This is a genomic window from Allobosea sp. AAP35, from assembly GCF_001295925.1.
Lineage (GTDB): Bacteria > Pseudomonadota > Alphaproteobacteria > Rhizobiales > Beijerinckiaceae > Allobosea.
The window spans coordinates 1-16,048 of the sequence record NZ_LJHQ01000042.1 but is presented as its reverse complement, the minus strand read 5'-3'; the positions used below and the strand labels follow the sequence as shown (position 1 = coordinate 16,048).

General features: G+C 67.1%; 16 protein-coding genes. 13 read left to right on the top strand and 3 right to left on the bottom strand.

The genetic code is table 11. The features are described 5' to 3' along the window. Positions 1 to 62 precede the first annotated feature (62 nt). From pheS to IP69_RS14250, 8 genes are all read left to right on the top strand, one after another. Positions 63 to 1,145 (top strand): phenylalanine--tRNA ligase subunit alpha, encoded by a 1,083-nt coding sequence (pheS, locus tag IP69_RS14285; RefSeq protein WP_054143505.1) that lies wholly within the window; start codon positions 63 to 65, stop codon positions 1,143 to 1,145. Between the two features lie 25 nt (positions 1,146 to 1,170). Then, positions 1,171 to 2,355: a ceramide glucosyltransferase gene (locus IP69_RS14280; RefSeq protein ID WP_054143504.1), complete on the top strand. Its 1,185-nt coding sequence runs from the start codon at positions 1,171 to 1,173 to the stop codon at positions 2,353 to 2,355. A gap of 42 nt (positions 2,356 to 2,397) precedes the next feature. Continuing rightward, positions 2,398 to 2,724 carry a hypothetical protein gene (locus IP69_RS14275; RefSeq protein ID WP_054143503.1) on the top strand — a complete coding sequence of 109 codons (327 nt, stop codon included), beginning with the start codon at positions 2,398 to 2,400 and terminating at the stop codon, positions 2,722 to 2,724. Beyond that, a complete protein-coding gene (locus IP69_RS14270; RefSeq protein WP_054143502.1) occupies positions 2,721 to 3,170 on the top strand; it encodes a hypothetical protein in 450 nt (149 codons plus the stop codon). Before IP69_RS14275 ends, IP69_RS14270 begins: the two co-directional genes overlap by 4 nt. A 10-nt stretch (positions 3,171 to 3,180) precedes the next feature. Then, entirely contained in the window at positions 3,181 to 5,604 is a 2,424-nt protein-coding gene (gene pheT / locus IP69_RS14265; protein WP_054143501.1) for a phenylalanine--tRNA ligase subunit beta, read from the top strand. 199 nt (positions 5,605 to 5,803) lie between these two features. Beyond that, positions 5,804 to 6,715, top strand: coding sequence for an alpha/beta hydrolase (locus IP69_RS14260; RefSeq protein WP_082359330.1), 912 nt, complete (start codon positions 5,804 to 5,806; stop codon positions 6,713 to 6,715). Beyond that, complete coding sequence (locus IP69_RS14255) at positions 6,712 to 7,791, top strand: tartrate dehydrogenase (RefSeq protein WP_054143500.1); 1,080 nt, start codon at positions 6,712 to 6,714, stop codon at positions 7,789 to 7,791. The genes IP69_RS14260 and IP69_RS14255 overlap by 4 nt, the downstream gene beginning before the upstream one ends. Positions 7,792 to 7,925: 134 nt before the next feature. After that, complete coding sequence (locus IP69_RS14250) at positions 7,926 to 8,666, top strand: TerC family protein (protein ID WP_054143499.1); 741 nt, start codon at positions 7,926 to 7,928, stop codon at positions 8,664 to 8,666. A 10-nt stretch (positions 8,667 to 8,676) separates the two neighbouring features. Here the strand turns inward: IP69_RS14250 and IP69_RS14245 are convergent, their stop codons facing one another. Further along, positions 8,677 to 9,363 carry a 4'-phosphopantetheinyl transferase superfamily protein gene (locus IP69_RS14245; RefSeq protein ID WP_082359329.1) on the bottom strand — a complete coding sequence of 229 codons (687 nt, stop codon included), beginning with the start codon at positions 9,361 to 9,363 and terminating at the stop codon, positions 8,677 to 8,679. Between the two features lie 138 nt (positions 9,364 to 9,501). Here IP69_RS14245 and IP69_RS14240 point away from each other — a divergent pair, with 138 nt between their 5' ends. The 4 genes from IP69_RS14240 to IP69_RS14225 all read left to right on the top strand — a co-directional run bounded on the left by IP69_RS14240 (position 9,502) and on the right by IP69_RS14225 (position 12,607). Further along, positions 9,502 to 10,209 carry an AzlC family ABC transporter permease gene (locus IP69_RS14240; protein ID WP_054143497.1) on the top strand — a complete coding sequence of 236 codons (708 nt, stop codon included), beginning with the start codon at positions 9,502 to 9,504 and terminating at the stop codon, positions 10,207 to 10,209. After that, complete coding sequence (locus IP69_RS14235; protein ID WP_054143496.1) at positions 10,196 to 10,513, top strand: AzlD domain-containing protein; 318 nt, start codon at positions 10,196 to 10,198, stop codon at positions 10,511 to 10,513. Before IP69_RS14240 ends, IP69_RS14235 begins: the two co-directional genes overlap by 14 nt. 244 nt (positions 10,514 to 10,757) lie before the next feature. Continuing rightward, positions 10,758 to 11,624, top strand: coding sequence for a branched-chain amino acid aminotransferase (locus tag IP69_RS14230; RefSeq protein ID WP_054143495.1), 867 nt, complete (start codon positions 10,758 to 10,760; stop codon positions 11,622 to 11,624). A gap of 2 nt (positions 11,625 to 11,626) precedes the next feature. Further along, positions 11,627 to 12,607, top strand: a complete 981-nt coding sequence (locus tag IP69_RS14225) for a nitronate monooxygenase (RefSeq protein ID WP_054143494.1) — start codon at positions 11,627 to 11,629, stop codon at positions 12,605 to 12,607. Between the two features lie 168 nt (positions 12,608 to 12,775). Here IP69_RS14225 and murJ read toward each other — a convergent pair whose 3' ends face one another. Together murJ and IP69_RS14215 are read right to left on the bottom strand one after the other, a co-directional pair. Then, a complete protein-coding gene (gene murJ, locus IP69_RS14220) occupies positions 12,776 to 14,302 on the bottom strand; it encodes a murein biosynthesis integral membrane protein MurJ (RefSeq protein ID WP_054143493.1) in 1,527 nt (508 codons plus the stop codon). Between the two features lie 205 nt (positions 14,303 to 14,507). Next, positions 14,508 to 15,509 (bottom strand): glycosyltransferase family 2 protein, encoded by a 1,002-nt coding sequence (locus IP69_RS14215; RefSeq protein ID WP_054143492.1) that lies wholly within the window; start codon positions 15,507 to 15,509, stop codon positions 14,508 to 14,510. A 184-nt stretch (positions 15,510 to 15,693) separates the two neighbouring features. On the opposite strand from IP69_RS14215, the gene IP69_RS14210 reads away from it, so the two are divergent. Further along, the coding region (locus tag IP69_RS14210; protein WP_156323466.1) for a ChbG/HpnK family deacetylase at positions 15,694 to 16,048 on the top strand (355 nt) is incomplete at its 3' end.

Sequence of the window (16,048 nt, the reverse complement as noted above, 5' to 3'; positions counted from 1 at the left end):
TGCCTCTAGCATCGACGCTGGCGACACCCTAGAAGATGCCTCGCAAACGGACCAGAGCAGGCATGAACGAGATCGATCACTTGGGCGCGAGCCTCCTTGCCGAGATCGCGAGCGCGCAGGACGAAGCCGCGCTCGAGCAGATCAGGATCGGCGCGCTCGGCAAGGCCGGCTCGATCTCGGCCCTGCTCAAGACGCTGGGCGCGATGACGCCAGACGAGCGCAAGGAAAAAGGCCCGCTGATCAACGGCCTGCGCGACCGGGTCCAGACCGCTTTGGCCGCGCGCAAGGACGCGCTGGGCGAGGCGGCGCTCGAAGCCAGGCTCGCCTCCGAGACGATCGACGTCTCGCTGCCGGTGCGCGAGGGGCCCGAAGCCCGCGGCCGCATCCACCCGATCAGCCAGGTCATCGACGAGATCACCGCGATCTTCGGCGATATGGGCTTCGCCGTGGCCGAAGGTCCCGATGTCGAGACCGACGATCTCAATTTCACGAAGCTGAACTTCCCCGTCGGGCACCCGGCCCGCGAGATGCACGACACCTTCTTCTTCGCACCGGATGCGAACGGCGAGCGCAAGCTCCTGCGCACCCACACCTCGCCGGTGCAGGTGCGCACCATGCTCGCCCAGGAGCCGCCGATCCGGGTGATCTGCCCCGGCCGCACTTACCGGATGGATTCCGACCAGACCCACACCCCGATGTTCCATCAGGTCGAGGGCCTGGTGATCGACAAGAAGGCCCATATGGGCCATCTGAAATGGATCCTCGAGGAGTTCTGCAAGGCGTTCTTCGAGATCGACACGGTCAAGATGCGCTTCCGCCCGTCCTTCTTCCCCTTCACCGAGCCCTCGGTCGAGGTCGATATCCAGTGCTCGCGCAAAGGCGGCGAGATTCGCTTCGGCGAGGGTGAGGACTGGCTCGAAATCCTCGGCTGCGGCATGGTCCATCCCAATGTGCTGCGCAATTGCGGGCTGGACCCGGACGTGTATCAGGGTTTCGCCTGGGGCATGGGCATCGACCGCATCGCGATGCTGAAATACGGCATGCCGGATCTGCGCCCCTTCTTTGAGGCGGATGTGCGCTGGCTCGCCCATTATGGCTTCCGCCCGCTCGACTTGCCGACGCTGACCGGCGGCCTGTCGTCGTGAGCCTGGCCGTCACGGAGTCGATGCGATGAGCTTCGCGGCAGTGGCCGGGCTGGTCGCGACGTTTCTCGTCGCCACGAACCTGCTCTGCCAGGCGATCGCGCTCGTGCGCCTGCGCCGAAAGGATCGGCGCACGGCGCTGCTCGACGCGCTGCCGCCCGTGACGATCGTGCGGCCCTTGCGCGGCATCGAGGCCTTCAGCCGCGAGACGGCGATTTCGGGCTTCGAACTCGACTATCCGCATTACTTCACGATCTTCACCGTCGCCGATGCCGATGATCCGATCGTGCCGCTGGTCGAGGAGATGATCGGCCGCTACGGGAGCGACCGCGCGCGCCTCATCACGGGCGATGTCCAAGTCAGCGCCAACCCCAAGCTCAACAACTGTGTCAAGGGCTGGGCAGCGGCGACGACGGACTGGGTCATCCTCGCCGATTCCAACGTGATGATGCCCAAGGACTACATCCAGCGCATGCTGGCGTCCTGGCGCGAGGACACCGGGCTGGTCTGCTCGACGCCGGCCGGCTCACGCCCGGTCGGCTTCTGGTCCGAACTCGAATGCGCCTTCCTCAACACCTTCCAGGCCCGCTGGCAATATGCCGGAGAGGCCTGCGGCCACGGCTTCGCGCAGGGCAAGTCGATGCTCTGGAACAAGCCGTTCCTCGAAGCGCATGGCGGCATCGCGATCCTCGGCGAGGAGATCGCCGAGGATGCGGCGGCGACCAAGCTCGTGCGGCGCGCGGGCAAGCATGTCCACCTCGTCGGACAGCCCTTCGAGCAGCCGCTGGGCCGGCGCAGCCTGCATGACGTGGTGCAGCGCCAGTTCCGCTGGGCACGGCTGCGGCGCGTCACGTTCCTGCCCTTCTTCCTGCCGGAAATCCTGTCCGGCCCGCTGGTGCCGATCCTCCTGGCCGCGGTCGCGCTGCCCGGCTTCGGTTATTCGCCATGGCTCGCGCCGCTGCTCGTCCTCTTGCCCTGGTATGCCGCCGAGCTGGCCCTCGCCTGGGGTGTCGGCTGGTATTCGTCCTGGCGCATGCCGCTGGCCCTGCTCATCCGGGACATCATTTTCCCCGGCGTCTGGGCCTATGCCTTCATCGCCGGCGAGGTGAGTTGGCGCGGCAACGCCATGAAGATCAAGACGGACGGGGAGGACGAGCTGAATGCGGGGCCTGCGGGGTCGCAAGGAGCGGCGAGGCAGGACAATCATGCCTGACGGAGCTAGGGTGTACGGTATCCGAAAGGCAGGAGTTCACCGATGCTGACGGGAAGTCGCGCCGCTTATGCGAAAGACATTGTGGATCTTGTCGAGCACATCGTGCGCGCCGAGCTCGCTGAGATGGTCGAGACGGTTGAGGTCCGTTTTGCCGATGATCAGCAGGGAGAGCCTGCGATCTATGTCGATGTGTTTCTGAATGACCGGGCTCCCGACAATCTCGGCAAGCGGTTCGTCGAAACCCAACTGGCCGTGATGTCGGCGCTCGAGGCTGAGGGGGAAACGCGCTTTCCCTATCTCGCGACCAAGCGTCCCAACGACCAGTATCCCGAAGATGTCTTCGTCCGGTCCCGGAAACGACCTGCATGACCGACGATCTCATTGCGTTGGCGCTGGAACTCGCCGAGCGCGACGACGGTCCTCCCCGAGAGGTCTCGATCAGAAAAGCAATTTCGACGGCTTACTACGCTCTCTTTCACGCACTGCTGGAGACCTTTGCAGATCAGGTTGCAGGACGTGAGGCCCGGCAGGAGGAAGCCTATGCTTCGATATATCGGTTTCCTGAGCATGGAACGCTCTTGAAGAGGCTTCTCGATGTCGATGACCATGAGGTCCGGACGATCGGCGCGACCTTGAAGACGCTTCAGGAACTGCGCATGCAGGCCGACTACGACCCCGCGCCATTCGGCATGGGCAAGAGTGAAGCCAAGGAACGTGTTCAGCAAGCCGAGACCGCCGTATTGGCCGTTCGAGCGTTGGGCCCAAAACAACGCTTGGCCGTTACGGTCGCTATTCTTTCCTCAAAACGCCGCTGATAGAAACCCGATGAAATTCACGCTCTCCTGGCTCAAAGACCATCTCGACACCGATGCCTCCGTCGATGCCATCAGCGAGGCCCTGACCCGCGTCGGCCTTGAGGTCGAGGGTGTCGAAGACAAGGCCAAGGCACTTGCCGCCTTCACCATCGCCCATGTGGTCGAGGCCAGGCAGCACCCCAATGCCGATCGCCTGCGCGTCTGCATGGTCGATACGGGCGCCGGCGAACCCGTTCAGGTCGTTTGCGGCGCGCCCAATGCCCGCACCGGCATGAAGAGCGTCTTCTCGCCGCCAGGCACCTATATCCCCGGCAAGGACATCACGCTCGGCAAGGGCGTCATCCGCGGTGTCGAATCCAACGGCATGCTCTGCTCGGCCGCCGAACTGCAGCTCTCGGAGGATCATGATGGCATCATCGATCTGCCCGACGACGCACCCGTCGGCCAGTCCTACGCCGCCTATGCCGGCCTGAGCGACCCTGTGATCGAGATCGCGGTGACACCAAACCGGGCAGACGCGCTCGGCGTGGCCGGCATCGCCCGCGATCTTGCCGCCGCCGACATCGGCAAACTAAAATCCCCGTCGGTCACGCCGGTGCGCGGGAATTTTCCCTGCCCAGTCGCGGTCCGGCTCGATTTCGCCGCCGAGGACAAGGCGCTCTGCCCGGCCTTCGCCCTGCGGCTGGTGCGCGGCGTCCGGAACGGTCCCTCGCCGGAATGGCTCCAGGCGCGGCTGCGCGCGGTCGGTCTGCGCCCCATCAACGCGCTGGTCGACATCACCAACTTCATGACGCTCGACCGCAACCGCCCGCTGCACGTCTTCGATGCGGCCAAGGTCAAGGGCGATCTCGTCGTCCGCCGCGCCCATGAGGGCGAAACCATCGTGGCGCTCGATGGCAAGACCTACACGCTGGGCGACGAGCAGGTCGTGATCGCAGATGAGGCCGGCGTCGAATCGATCGCCGGTATCATGGGCGGGGAGGCGAGCGGCTGCGACGAGGGCACCACCGACGTGCTGGTCGAAAGCGCGCTGTGGGACCCGCTCAACATCGCCCGTTCGGGGCGCGCGCTCGGCATCACCTCGGATGCGCGCTACCGCTTCGAGCGCGGCGTCGATCCCGATTTCTGCAGGCCCGGGCTTGATCTCGCGACTGCGATGATCATCGAGCTCTGCGGCGGCGAGGCCTCGCAGATGGTCTTTGCGGGCGAACTGCCCGACAGCGCCCATGCGATCGACCTGCCCTGGTCGGAGATCAAGCGCCTGACCGGGCTCGACCTGTCCCCGGTCGAGATGAAGCTGGCGCTGACCTCGCTGGGCTTCCACGTTTCGGGCGCCGGCGAGCGCGTCAAGGTTGCAGCGCCTTCCTGGCGCGCCGATATCGGCGGCAAGGCCGATCTGGTCGAGGAGATCCTGCGCATCGTCGGGCTCGACCGTGTCGTCTCGACGCCGCTGCCGCGCATCAAAGGCGAGGTCGTCAAGCCGGTTCTCACTGTCCTGCAGAAGCGCACCCGTGCCGCCAAGCGCCTGCTCGCCAGCAGGGGCATGGTCGAGGGCGTGACCTGGTCCTTCATCTCGCATGAACAGGCGAAGCTCTTCGGCGGCGGTTCGCGCCAGCTCGTGCTCGCCAACCCGATCGCAGCCGATCTGTCCGACATGCGGCCCTCGCTGCTGCCCGGCCTGATCCGGGCCGCGCAGATAAACGCCGATCGCGGCTATGCCGATGTCGCGCTGTTCGAGGTCGGCCAGATCTTCCAGAACGATGAGCCGGAAGGCCAGATCATCGCTGCCACTGGGCTGCGCCGGGGCACGGCAAAGCTCGAAGGCGCCGGCCGCCATTGGGACGGGGCGGCGCAGAGTGTCGATGCCTTCGACGCCAAGGCCGATGTCATGGCGCTGCTCGCGGGCCTCGGTGTTCCGACGGGCGGATTGCAGGTCGTGCCCGGCGGGCCAAGCTGGGCCCATCCCGGCCGCTCGGCGACGCTGCGCTTCGGCCCCAAGGGCGTCATCGGCGCGTTCGGCGAGGTCCATCCCCGCGTGCTCAAGGCGCTCGACGTCAAGGGACCGCTGGTCGCCTTCGAAATCCATCTCGATGCGCTGCCGCTGCCGAAATACAAGCCGACCAAGGTCAAGCCGAAGCTCGCTCTCTCCGGCTTCCAGCCGGTGACGCGCGACTTCGCCTTCATCGTCGACAAGGCCACCGCCGCCGGCGAGATGGTCAAGTCGGCCCAGAATGCCGACCGAGCTTTGATCTCGGACGTCTCGGTCTTCGATCTCTACGAGGGCCAGGGCGTCGAACCCGGCAAGAAGTCGGTCGCGCTGGCGGTCACGCTCCAGCCGGTCGAAAAGACGCTGACGGAAAGCGAGATCGAGGCGGTCGGTGCGAAGATCGTGGCGGAGATGGCCAAGCGCTACGGGGCGGCCCTGAGGGGGTAGTGGCAGCGTCATGCTCGGGCTTGACCCGAGCGTCTCGGAAACCAGTCCCGTCTCGTCCTGAGATTCTCGGGTCTGCGCGCGGCGCAGCCCGAGAATGACGTATTCCGACCATTGATGAGGATTGTGTAATAATCGCTGCGCGCAATCCCCCGGGATTCAGCGTACGCGCTCCCGATTGCCTGAACCTGAAGTGGCACCCATGCCCCTCACCGAAATCCCCGTCACCGACAGCCTCTTTCCCGGCTTCCGCCTGCTCGATGTCGCGACGTCGGGCGCGCGCATCCGGGTGCGGACGGGCGGGCAGGGGCCGGCGCTGCTGCTGCTGCACGGCTATCCGCAGACGCATGTGCTCTGGCACAAGCTGGCGGAGCGTCTGAAGGACCGCTTCACCCTCGTCTGCGCCGATCTGCGCGGCTATGGCGACAGCGACAAGCCGCTGACCGACCCCGAACACTTCCCCTATTCCAAGCGCGCCATGGCGCTCGACATGGCCCAGGTCATGACATCGCTGGGCCATGAGCGTTTCATGGTCGGTGCGCATGATCGCGGCGCGCGCGTCGCCCATCGCCTGGCGCTCGACCACCCCGATCGGGTGACCAGGCTCGCCACGCTCGACATCGCGCCGACGCGCGAGATGTATGCCGGCACCACCGACGCTTTCGCCCGGGCCTATTGGCATTGGTTCTTCCTGATCCTGCCCGCCCCCTTCCCCGAGAAGATGATCGGGGCCGATCCCGAGGCCTATTGGCGCAAGAAATGCGGCTCCGGCGCCGCCGGCCTGACGCCCTTCGCGCCCGAGGCCCTGGCGCATTATCTTCGCTGCTTTGCCGATCCGGCGACGATCCATGGCTCCTGCGAGGATTATCGCGCGGCCGCCACCATCGACATCCGCCATGACGACGAGGATGGCGGCCGCAAGCTGACGCAGCCGCTGCTCGCGCTCTGGGGCGAGAACGGCATCATCGGCAAGTGCTTCGAGCCGCTGGCGCTGTGGCGGCTGCGCGCGGAGAACGTCCAGGGCCGCGCGCTTCCGGGCGGGCATTATCTCGCCGAGGAGATCCCCGATCTCGTCGCCGCCGAATTCACCGCCTTCTTCGGAGACAAGTCATGAACCGGACCAACCGCGTCTACCGCATCGCCGCCATCGCCGGTGACGGCATCGGCAAGGAAGTGATGCCCGAGGGCCTGCGCATCCTTGAGGCGGCGTCGAAGAAATACGGTTTCGAGATCCGCCTGGACGAGTTCGATTTCTCGTCCTGCGACTACTACGCCAAGCATGGCAAGATGCTGCCCGACGACTGGAAGGACCAGATCGGCGGCCATGACGCCATCTTCTTCGGTGCGGTCGGCATGCCCGCGCAGGTGCCCGACCACATCTCGCTCTGGGGCTCGCTTTTGCTGTTCCGGCGCGAATTCGACCAATACGTCAACCTGCGCCCCGTGCGACTGATGCCCGGCGTGCCCGGCCCGCTCGTCGGCCGCAAGCCCGGCGACATCGACTTCTTCGTCGTGCGCGAGAACACCGAGGGCGAGTATTCCTCGGTAGGCGGCCGGATGTATGCCGGCACCGAGCGCGAGATCGTCATGCAGGAGACGGTGATGAGCCGCGTCGGCGTCGATCGCGTCCTGAAATACGCCTTCGAGCTCGCCATGCGTCGTCCGCGCAGGAAGCTGACCTCGGCCACCAAGTCGAACGGCATCGCGATCACCATGCCCTACTGGGACGAGCGGGTGAAGGAGATGGCCAAGAACTATCCCGACGTCACCGTCGACCAGTACCACATCGACATCCTGACCGCGCATTTCGTGCTGAATCCGGACCGGTTCGACGTCGTCGTCGCCTCCAATCTGTTCGGCGACATCCTGTCGGATCTCGGCCCGGCCTGCACCGGCACGATCGGCATCGCGCCATCGGGCAACATCAACCCGACCGGCGATTATCCGTCCTTGTTCGAGCCGGTCCATGGCTCGGCGCCCGACATCGCGGGGCAGGGCATCGCTAACCCGATCGGCCAGATCTGGTCGGCGGCGATGATGCTCGACCACCTCGGCGAGCATGAGGCCGCCAAGGGCATCGAGGCCGCCATCGAGCGGGCACTGGGCGATGCCCGCACCCGCACCCGCGATCTCGGTGGTTCGCTGGGCACGCAGGCCGCCGGCAAGGCGGTCGAGCAGGCGCTGGGCTGAACCGCCCCAGCTGTGTCCGCCGGGACGCGGCGTCGCGTAAGGCTCTCTTTCGCGACATATGCCACTTGCCTTCAACGGCTTGATGGGGTCACAGGAGGGCGCAATGCCCGAAGACATGAGGGACTGACCGACCGATGGATTTTTCATCCTCCACATTCTGGGTCTCGCTGCTCCAGATCATCTGGATCGACCTGCTGTTGTCGGGCGACAACGCGGTCGTGATCGCGCTCGCCTGCCGCTCGCTGCCCGAAAAGCAGCGCAAGATCGGCATCTGGCTGGGCGCATCGGCCGCGATCGGCCTGCGCATCATCTTTGCGCTGGTGGTGACCTATCTCCTGCTGGTGCCCTATCTGAAGGTCATTGGCGGCCTGCTGCTGTTCTGGATCGCCGTCAAGCTCGCGATGGGCGAGGACGAATCCCACGCGGAGATCGATGGCGGCACGACGCTGTGGCAGGCGGTGCGCACCATCGCCATCGCTGACGCCGTGATGAGCCTGGACAACGTCATCGCGATTGCCGCCGCTTCGCGCGGACACCCTGAACTCTTCATTTTCGGTCTGCTGCTCTCGATCCCGCTGATCATCATGGGCGCGCAGTTCCTGACCTCGATCATCACGCGCTATCCGATCCTGATCTGGATCGGCGCGGCCCTGCTCGGCTGGATCGCGGCGGAAATGATCCTGGGCGACATCGCCGTGCTGCAATGGCTGCAGGTCAACATGCCGACCTGGGTGAAGCCCGTGCCGCCTGAGGTCAGTGCCATCGGCATCGGCCCGGCCTCGATGCCGCACTATGTCACCTCGGTGCTGGGTGCAGCCCTGGTCTGCGGCATCGCCTATGTCCTGAAGCAGAGGCACGCCGCCAAGGCGGGCTGATCCTCAGGCCTCAGTCGAGAACCACCATCGCGGCGGCCAGGATCTCCTGGCCGCCGTTTTCGATGGTGCGGCTTGATCCCGGCGTGGTGCGGCCATGCGTGGGATCGGCGATGGAGAAGCGATCGCTGGACAGAAGCGTGACGGAAAAGCTCTCGGGCGGGCGGGCGAAGCCGGTGCCGAGCGCCTTCACATAGGCCTCCTTGGCGCTCCAGAGCCGGGCGAAGGCCAGCGGCCGGGCCTCCGGCGGCATCTCGACGATCGCGGCCCGTTCATCGCGGTGGAGCACCGCCGGCGGCAGCGCCGCGTCGGGATCGATCCGCTCGACATCGACGCCGATAGCCGTTTCGGCCAGACCCACCATGACGAACCCCGCCCGCGTCGCCAGAGACAGCTGCAGGCCGGTGCCGTTCGGAGCCTCGATCAGCGGGCGTCCCTTGTGGTCATGGCCGATCGTCACCGCATCCGGCGTCAGGCCGAGGTGCCGCGCGACGACGCGCTGCGCCAGCCCCCGCCGCAGTTGCGAGCGTTCGATCAGGTTGGCGGGTTGCGCGCCGGTCGCGATCAGCCAGGCGGCAGGCAGGGTGGTCGCGGTCAGGTCGGGGGAGGTCAGCCAGAGCATCGCGGCAGGATAGGGCAGTCGCTCCGTCGCGACCACGCATCGTCGTGAGGCGACGCCGCCGTTCTGTGCGGGAGGCATGCGCCCCGTCCGCGACGGGCCGTTGACCTGAGGCCCGCTTCGGCCTTCCAAAGGGACATGTGTGTCGCCCGAGGCCGGGCGAGGCGACCCGAAGCGCGCGTGCCCAATAGGCGCACCACGAAGGAGAGAGCCGACCCCATGGACAAATCCGCCGCACCCGTGACCGGAGCCGGTTTCCGGCTCGGCATGCGCAAGGTTTCGGTGCTCGTCCCCGGCGTCGTGGTCTTCGCGGTCGCCTTCGGCGCGGCGGCGTCCGCCAAGGGCCTGAGCCTGTTTGAAACTCTGCTGATGAGCGGGCTGGTCTATGGCGGCATCTCCCAGCTCGTCGCCATGGAGCTTTGGCGGCCGGAATGGAGCTGGGGCGCGATCGTCGGGCTCGCCGTGGTCACCGCCACCGTCAACTCCCGGATGATCCTGCAGGGCGCCTCGCTGCAGCCCTGGTTCGCGCCTTATTCCAAGGCGCTGAACGCTTTTCACCTCTTCTTCTTCACCGATGCCAATTGGGTCATCGGCACGCGCTACCGGGCCGAGGGCGGCCGCGATCTCGGCGTGCTGATCGGGGCGGGCGTGCTGCTCTGGGTCGTCTGGATCCTGTTCACGGGGCTGGGCTATGGGCTGGGCGCGCTGGTCTCCGATCCGCGCGCCTTCGGCATCGACCTCGTCATGCCGATCTTCTTTGCGGCGATGATCGTCCCGCTCTGGCGCGGCCGGCGGGCGGCCGTGCCCTGGGTCGTCGCCGGGCTGGTGGCGCTGGTCACGGCCAAGCTGTTCGACGGCTATGCCTTCATCATCGTCGGCTCGCTGTCGGGCGCGCTCGTGGGAGCGTTCGCCGATGACGCTGCCTGATCTGGGAAGCTGGGGCGCGATCATCGCCATCGTCGCGATGGCGCTGGCGACCTATCTCTGCCGCATCGCCGGGGTGGTGCTGATGGGCTTCATCCCGCTGACGCCCCATGTCCGGCGCGGGCTCGCCGCTCTGCCGGGCTCTATCATCGCCGCCACCGTTCTGCCGCTGATCGAGCGTCTCGGGCTGGCCGCTGCGATCGCGCTTCTGGCCGCGATCGGCAGCATGGTCCTGCGCCGCAGCGAATTGCTGGCGCTGGTCGTCGGCATGAGCGTGATTGCAGGGCTGCGCGCGCTGGGGTTTTAGGCGGGGCGGTTTGTGTAGCGTCATTGCGAGCGCAGCGAAGCAATCCAGGGGGCGTCGAGCACCAAGGCTGGATTGCTTCGCTGCGCTCGCAATGACGGAAGCCTTTCGCCTGCGCCTGATCCATCACCGGCACCGATCGCTTGCATCACATCCCGTCATCGGGTTGTGCGGGGCTGCGTGTTGACGCAGGCCGACGCGCGGCAGACGGTGCGCGCAACATCGATCGACACAGCAGGAGCGCCTGATGGCCTGGTATTCGCAGACATGGACCTGGTTCGAGGGGGAGTGGCACGAGGGCAATCCGCCGATCATGGGCCCGCGTAGCCACGCGACCTGGCAGGGCTCCTCGGTCTTTGACGGCGCCCGCTATTTCGACGGCGTCGCGCCCGATCTCGCCCTGCACGCCGCCCGCGTGAACCGCTCCGCCACCGCGCTCGGCCTGAAGCCGACGGAAACCGCCGAAACGATCATCGCCAAGGCGCATGAGGGTATCAAGAAGTTCGGCGGCGAGACCGCCCTCTACATCAAGCCGATGTACTGGGCCGAGGCCGACGGCGTCTCGACCATCATCCCTGACGAGGACTCGACGCGCTTCTGCCTGTGCCTGTTCGAGGCGCCGATGGGCCTGCCCGCGAACGGGCTTTCGGTGACGCAAGGCGTCTTCCGCCGCCCGACCGTCGAGACCGCCCCGACCGACGCCAAGGCTGGCTGCCTCTACCCCAACAACGCCCGCACCCTGCGCGCCGCCAAGGCCGCCGGCTTCGACAATGCGCTGGTGCTCGACATGCTCGGCAATGTCGCCGAGACCGCGACCTCCAACATCTTCCTCGCCAAGGACGGCGTGGTGAAGACGCCGGTTCCCAATGGCACTTTCCTAAACGGCATCACCCGCCAGCGGGTGATTGGCCTGCTGCGGCAGGACGGCGTGACCGTCGAGGAAACCAGCCTGCGCTACAGCGACTTCGAGCAGGCCGACGAGATCTTCTCCTCGGGCAACTACTCGAAGGTCGTGCCGGTCGGCCGCATCGACAACCGCCAGCTTCAGCCCGGCCCGCTCTACACCAGGGCCCGCGAGCTCTACATGGACTTCGCCAAGAGCGCGAAGGCCTGAGCATGGCCCGCCTCGTCACCCGGCTGACGCGGCAGCTCGGCATCGAGCATCCCGTGCTGTCGGCGCCGATGGCGCTGGCGGCGGGCGGGGCGCTCGCGGCCGCCGTGACGCGCGCCGGGGGCTTGGGCCTGATCGGCGGCGGCTATGGCGACGCGGCCTGGCTCGAGACGCAATTCGGCCAGGCCGGCAACACCCGCATCGGCTGCGGTTTCATCACCTGGTCGATGGCCAGGCAGCCGGATTTGCTGACGCAGGCGCTGGCGCATCGCCCGGCCGCCCTGATGCTCTCCTTCGGCGATCCGCAGCCTTTCGCCGCCGAGATCGCCGCCACTAATGTCCCGCTGATCTGCCAGTGCCAATCGCTCGACCATGTCCGGCAGGCGCTGGATGCGGGGGCTGCGATCATCGTCGCGCAGGGTGGCGAGGCCGGCGGGCATGGTCACCGCCGCGCAACCTTGCCTTTCGTGCCGGAGGTCGCCGATCTGCTCGCGCGCCAGAGCCCTGACACGCTGCTGCTGGCGGCCGGCGGCATCGCCGATGGGCGGGGACTCGCGGCATCGCTGATGCTGGGCGCGGACGGCGTTCTGGTCGGCACCCGCTTCTGGGCGAGCCGCGAGGCGCTGGTCCATGAGGGACACCACGCGGCGGCGCTGGCCGCGACCGGCGACGGCACGGTCCGCACCTCGCTGCCCGACATCGCCCGAAGGCTCGACTGGCCGAAACCCTTCGACATCCGCGTCGCCGCCAACGCCTTCACCAGGCGCTGGGCCGGGCGGGACGAAGAGTTCAGGGCGGCGATCGAGCAGGAGGCGCCGGCCTATCGCGAAGCCTTCGCGGCCGGCGATGCGCAGAACGCCGCCGTCATCGTCGGCGAGGCGGTGGGTCTGGTGTCCGATGTGCCGCCGGCCGGGGAGATCGTGACGCGCATGGTCGAGGAGGCGGCGGCGCTGCTGGGCGAGCGGGCGCGGGGCTTTCTCGGCTGATGGTCGGTTCACGCGAAGACACGACCGTCATCCCGGGCGATCGTAGGTCGTCCCGGGATCCATCATAGAGCACTGACTTAGCTCTATGATGGATCCCGGAGCTGCGCCGCTTCGCGGCTTGTCCGGGATGACGCCGTGTTTCCGAGCGAAATCACCGTGTACTGAGCGCTACCGCAACAATCGCAGCGTACCCGTAGCCTTGAGCCCCGCTGCCAGAACCACGCCGTAAAGCGCAGCCGCGCCCAGCCCGACGAGCCCGAGCGCGACCAGTCGTGGCTCGAAGGCGAGCCCTGAAAGCGCCGCAAGCAGCGCCGGCGCCGCGTAGCGCGCCGCAACCCCCGCCAGGATCGCGGCTCCCACGGCGATGGCGATCAGCATCCCCAGTCGCGGCTCCGGTCGCGCCCAGCCGCGCCGGATGCCCAGCACGAACAGCGTCCCGACATTGATCCAGGCTCCCGCCGCCGTCGCCAGCGCCAGCCCAGGCGCGCCGAAATCGCGCCACAACAAGAGCTTCAGCGCGACATTGGCGCCGATGGCACCCAGCGACACCAGCATCGGCGTGGTCGTGTCGCCGCGTGCCTGGAAGGTCGAGAGCTGGGTTCTGATCAGCACGATCGCCGGCAGGCCGGCGGCATAGGCCAGAAGCACCGCGCCCGCCGCCTGGCTCGCGGTCGAGTCGAAGCGCCCGCGCTCGAACAGCGCCGAGACGATCAGCTCGGGGATGGCCAGGAACGCCGCCGCGAAGGGGGCAGCCGCGACGACCGTCAGCGCGATGGCCCGGTTCTGCGCGCGGTCAGAGGCCGCCTCGTCGCCGGCCGCGATCAGCCGGCTCATCGTCGGCAGAAGCACGGTGCCGACGCCGATGGCGATGACGCCGATCGGCAGCTGGTAGAGCCGCTCGGCATAGTAGAGCGCCGCATAGGCGCCCGCCGGCAAAAGCGAGGCGATGATGGTGTCGGCAAACAACGCGATCTGGACGCCGGCCGAGCCGATCACCGCCGGGCCGAAGGCCTTGAAGAAGCTCTTCACATCAGCGTCCAGCCGGGGCCGTGCCAGGGCGGCCGCAACGCCGGCGCGGCGTGCGGCGAAGGCCAGCAGCAGCCATTCGAGCACGCCGGCCGCCGCCATGCCCCAGGCCGCCGCATAGGCGGCATTGGGGAACAGGAATGCCACCGCTAAAGCCGCGATCAGGCAGAGGTTCATCAGGATCGGCGCAGCGGCTGCCGCCGCATAGCGGTCGACCGCATTGAGATTGGCCGAGAGCAGGGTGACCAGCGTGATGAACAGCAGATAGGGGAAGGTGATCCGCGTCAGCGACACCGCGAGATCGAAACGCTCCGGATCGTTTGCGAAGCCAGGCGCCAGCAGCCGCACGATCTCGGGCATGAAGGGCAACGCAACCGCCACCAGCACGAGCTGCACGATCAGGTTCAGGCTGAAGACGCGGTTGGAGAAGAGCGCGGCCGCCGCTTCGCCGCCCTGCTGGCGAATGCGCGCATAGGCCGGGATATAGGCCTGGTTGACCGCCCCCTCGCCGAAAATGGCTCGGAAATGGTTGGGCAGGCGCAGCGCCACCGAAAACGCGTCCATCATCGCGCCGGCGCCGAGCACGGCGGCGAGAACGATGTCGCGTGCGAAGCCGGAAAGCCGCGAGAGCAGGGTGAAGCCGCCGACGGAGAGGATTTTGCGAAGCATCGGGGCGTCAGCAATCTTCGCTTGTCACCAGAGCGCCGTCATTCCGGGCGCAGCGAAGCGCAGACCCGGAATCCATCGTATGGCGCCGACAGCGCTCTATGATGGATCCCGGATCGGCGCCGCTTCGCGGCTTGTCCGGGATGACGGTGCGCTTGGTCGAATGGGCCAAACAGGTCGCCTTCATCCCAGATCGAAACGTCAGCGTCTACCGGATCAGCGGCGGTAGCGCGTCGCCGCGCGGATGGTCGACGGTGCGGGCGTCAAAGCCGACGCGCTCGCCGATCAGATAGAGCGGCCGGCGCTTCACCTCGGCGAAGATGCGCCCGACATATTCGCCGATCATACCGAGCGAAACGAGCTGGATGCCCGAAAAGAACATGATCGAGACGATGAGCGACGGGAAGCCGGGCAGGTCGGTGCCGTAGAACAGCGTTCGGATGAGGAAGAACACCGCGGTCAGGGTCGAGATCAGCGCGATCATGGCCCCCGCCCAGGTCGCGATCTTCAGTGGCACAGTGGAGAAGGACGACAGCCCGTCGAAGGCGAAGGTGAACAGCTTGCGATACCTGAATTTCGTCTCGCCATGCTCGCGCTCGGCGACGTCGAAGGTCACGCCCGTCGAGGGAAAGCCGACCCAGGCGTAAAGCCCCTTGGAGAAGCGCGCCCGCTCCGGCAGGGCGCGCAGCGCATCGACGACCTTGCGGTCGAGCAGGCGGAAATCGCCCGCGCCCTCGGGCAGTTCGGTCTCGCCGAACGAGGCGAAGAGCCGGTAGAACAGCTTGGCGAAGTTGCGCTTCAACCGGCTCTCGCCGTCGCGGTCCGAGCGCTGGCCGTAAATGTTGAGGAAGCCTTCGCGCCACTTTGCCAGGAAAGCGAGGATGGTCTCGGGCGGGTGCTGGAGATCGGCATCCATGATCACGACGGCGTCGCCCGAGGCGTGATCGAGCCCTGCGGCAATCGCGATCTCCTTGCCGAAATTGCGGCTGAAGGAGACGGCGCTGACGCGCGGGTCCTGCGCGGCCAGCAGCTTTAGAACCGCCAGCGATCCGTCGCGGCTGCCGTCGTCGACGCAGACCAGTTCCCAGGACGAGACGGCGCCGTCCAGCACCTGCTTCAGCCGCTCGACCAGCAGCGGCAGGTTTTCGGCCTCGTTATGGACAGGCACCACGATCGAGAGCTCGGGGCGATCGGACGCAGCGCGCGGCATGGGCGAAGCGAATGGGGGCGACATCTCGGACACAGCAATCGAACCTCTCGGCGGCGTCGCGGCCCCCGGCACGAGGCCGGGTCGTCGCGCGTGACGCGCCGCGCACAGAACCGTAAAGCTTGCGCGCTCACAAGCCCGGCCGCTGCTTTAGCGCATCGCGGCTGAACGAAGGACAACAGACGACATGGCGAGCGGATTTGTTCTCTGCGCCGACGACTTCGCGTTGACGGAGGGCGTCAGCCGCTCGATCCTGGCGTTGATCGAGGCCGGCAAGCTCTCGGCGGCCGGCGCGATGACCAACCGGCCGCATTGGCAGACCTTTGCCACAGCCTTCGGCGCGCTTGGCGAAAAGGCCGATCTCGGCCTGCATCTCAACCTGACCTGCGCCGCCCCGCTCGGCGCGATGCCGCGGCTGGCCCCCGGCGGTGAATTCCCGGCGCTGCGCGATCTGGCGCGCGCGGCCGCGACATCGCCCACGGCGCGCCGCGAGATCGCAGCCGAGATCGCCCGCCAGCTCGACGCCTTCGAGGACCGGCTCC

What these genes read in the sequence shown, in the direction of transcription:
- IP69_RS14280 (WP_054143504.1), top strand. Translation starts at nt 1,171, where the DNA reads ATGAGCTTCGCGGCAGTGGCCGGGCTGGTCGCGACGTTTCTCGTCGCC.
- IP69_RS14245 (WP_082359329.1), bottom strand. Translation starts at nt 9,363, where the DNA reads ATGCCTCCCGCACAGAACGGCGGCGTCGCCTCACGACGATGCGTGGTC.
- pheT (WP_054143501.1), top strand. Translation starts at nt 3,181, where the DNA reads ATGAAATTCACGCTCTCCTGGCTCAAAGACCATCTCGACACCGATGCC.
- IP69_RS14275 (WP_054143503.1), top strand. Translation starts at nt 2,398, where the DNA reads ATGCTGACGGGAAGTCGCGCCGCTTATGCGAAAGACATTGTGGATCTT.
- IP69_RS14260 (WP_082359330.1), top strand. Translation starts at nt 5,804, where the DNA reads ATGCCCCTCACCGAAATCCCCGTCACCGACAGCCTCTTTCCCGGCTTC.
- IP69_RS14235 (WP_054143496.1), top strand. Translation starts at nt 10,196, where the DNA reads ATGACGCTGCCTGATCTGGGAAGCTGGGGCGCGATCATCGCCATCGTC.
- IP69_RS14250 (WP_054143499.1), top strand. Translation starts at nt 7,926, where the DNA reads ATGGATTTTTCATCCTCCACATTCTGGGTCTCGCTGCTCCAGATCATC.
- IP69_RS14255 (WP_054143500.1), top strand. Translation starts at nt 6,712, where the DNA reads ATGAACCGGACCAACCGCGTCTACCGCATCGCCGCCATCGCCGGTGAC.
- IP69_RS14240 (WP_054143497.1), top strand. Translation starts at nt 9,502, where the DNA reads ATGGACAAATCCGCCGCACCCGTGACCGGAGCCGGTTTCCGGCTCGGC.
- pheS (WP_054143505.1), top strand. Translation starts at nt 63, where the DNA reads ATGAACGAGATCGATCACTTGGGCGCGAGCCTCCTTGCCGAGATCGCG.
- IP69_RS14215 (WP_054143492.1), bottom strand. Translation starts at nt 15,509, where the DNA reads ATGCCGCGCGCTGCGTCCGATCGCCCCGAGCTCTCGATCGTGGTGCCT.
- IP69_RS14225 (WP_054143494.1), top strand. Translation starts at nt 11,627, where the DNA reads ATGGCCCGCCTCGTCACCCGGCTGACGCGGCAGCTCGGCATCGAGCAT.
- IP69_RS14230 (WP_054143495.1), top strand. Translation starts at nt 10,758, where the DNA reads ATGGCCTGGTATTCGCAGACATGGACCTGGTTCGAGGGGGAGTGGCAC.
- murJ (WP_054143493.1), bottom strand. Translation starts at nt 14,302, where the DNA reads ATGCTTCGCAAAATCCTCTCCGTCGGCGGCTTCACCCTGCTCTCGCGG.
- IP69_RS14270 (WP_054143502.1), top strand. Translation starts at nt 2,721, where the DNA reads ATGACCGACGATCTCATTGCGTTGGCGCTGGAACTCGCCGAGCGCGAC.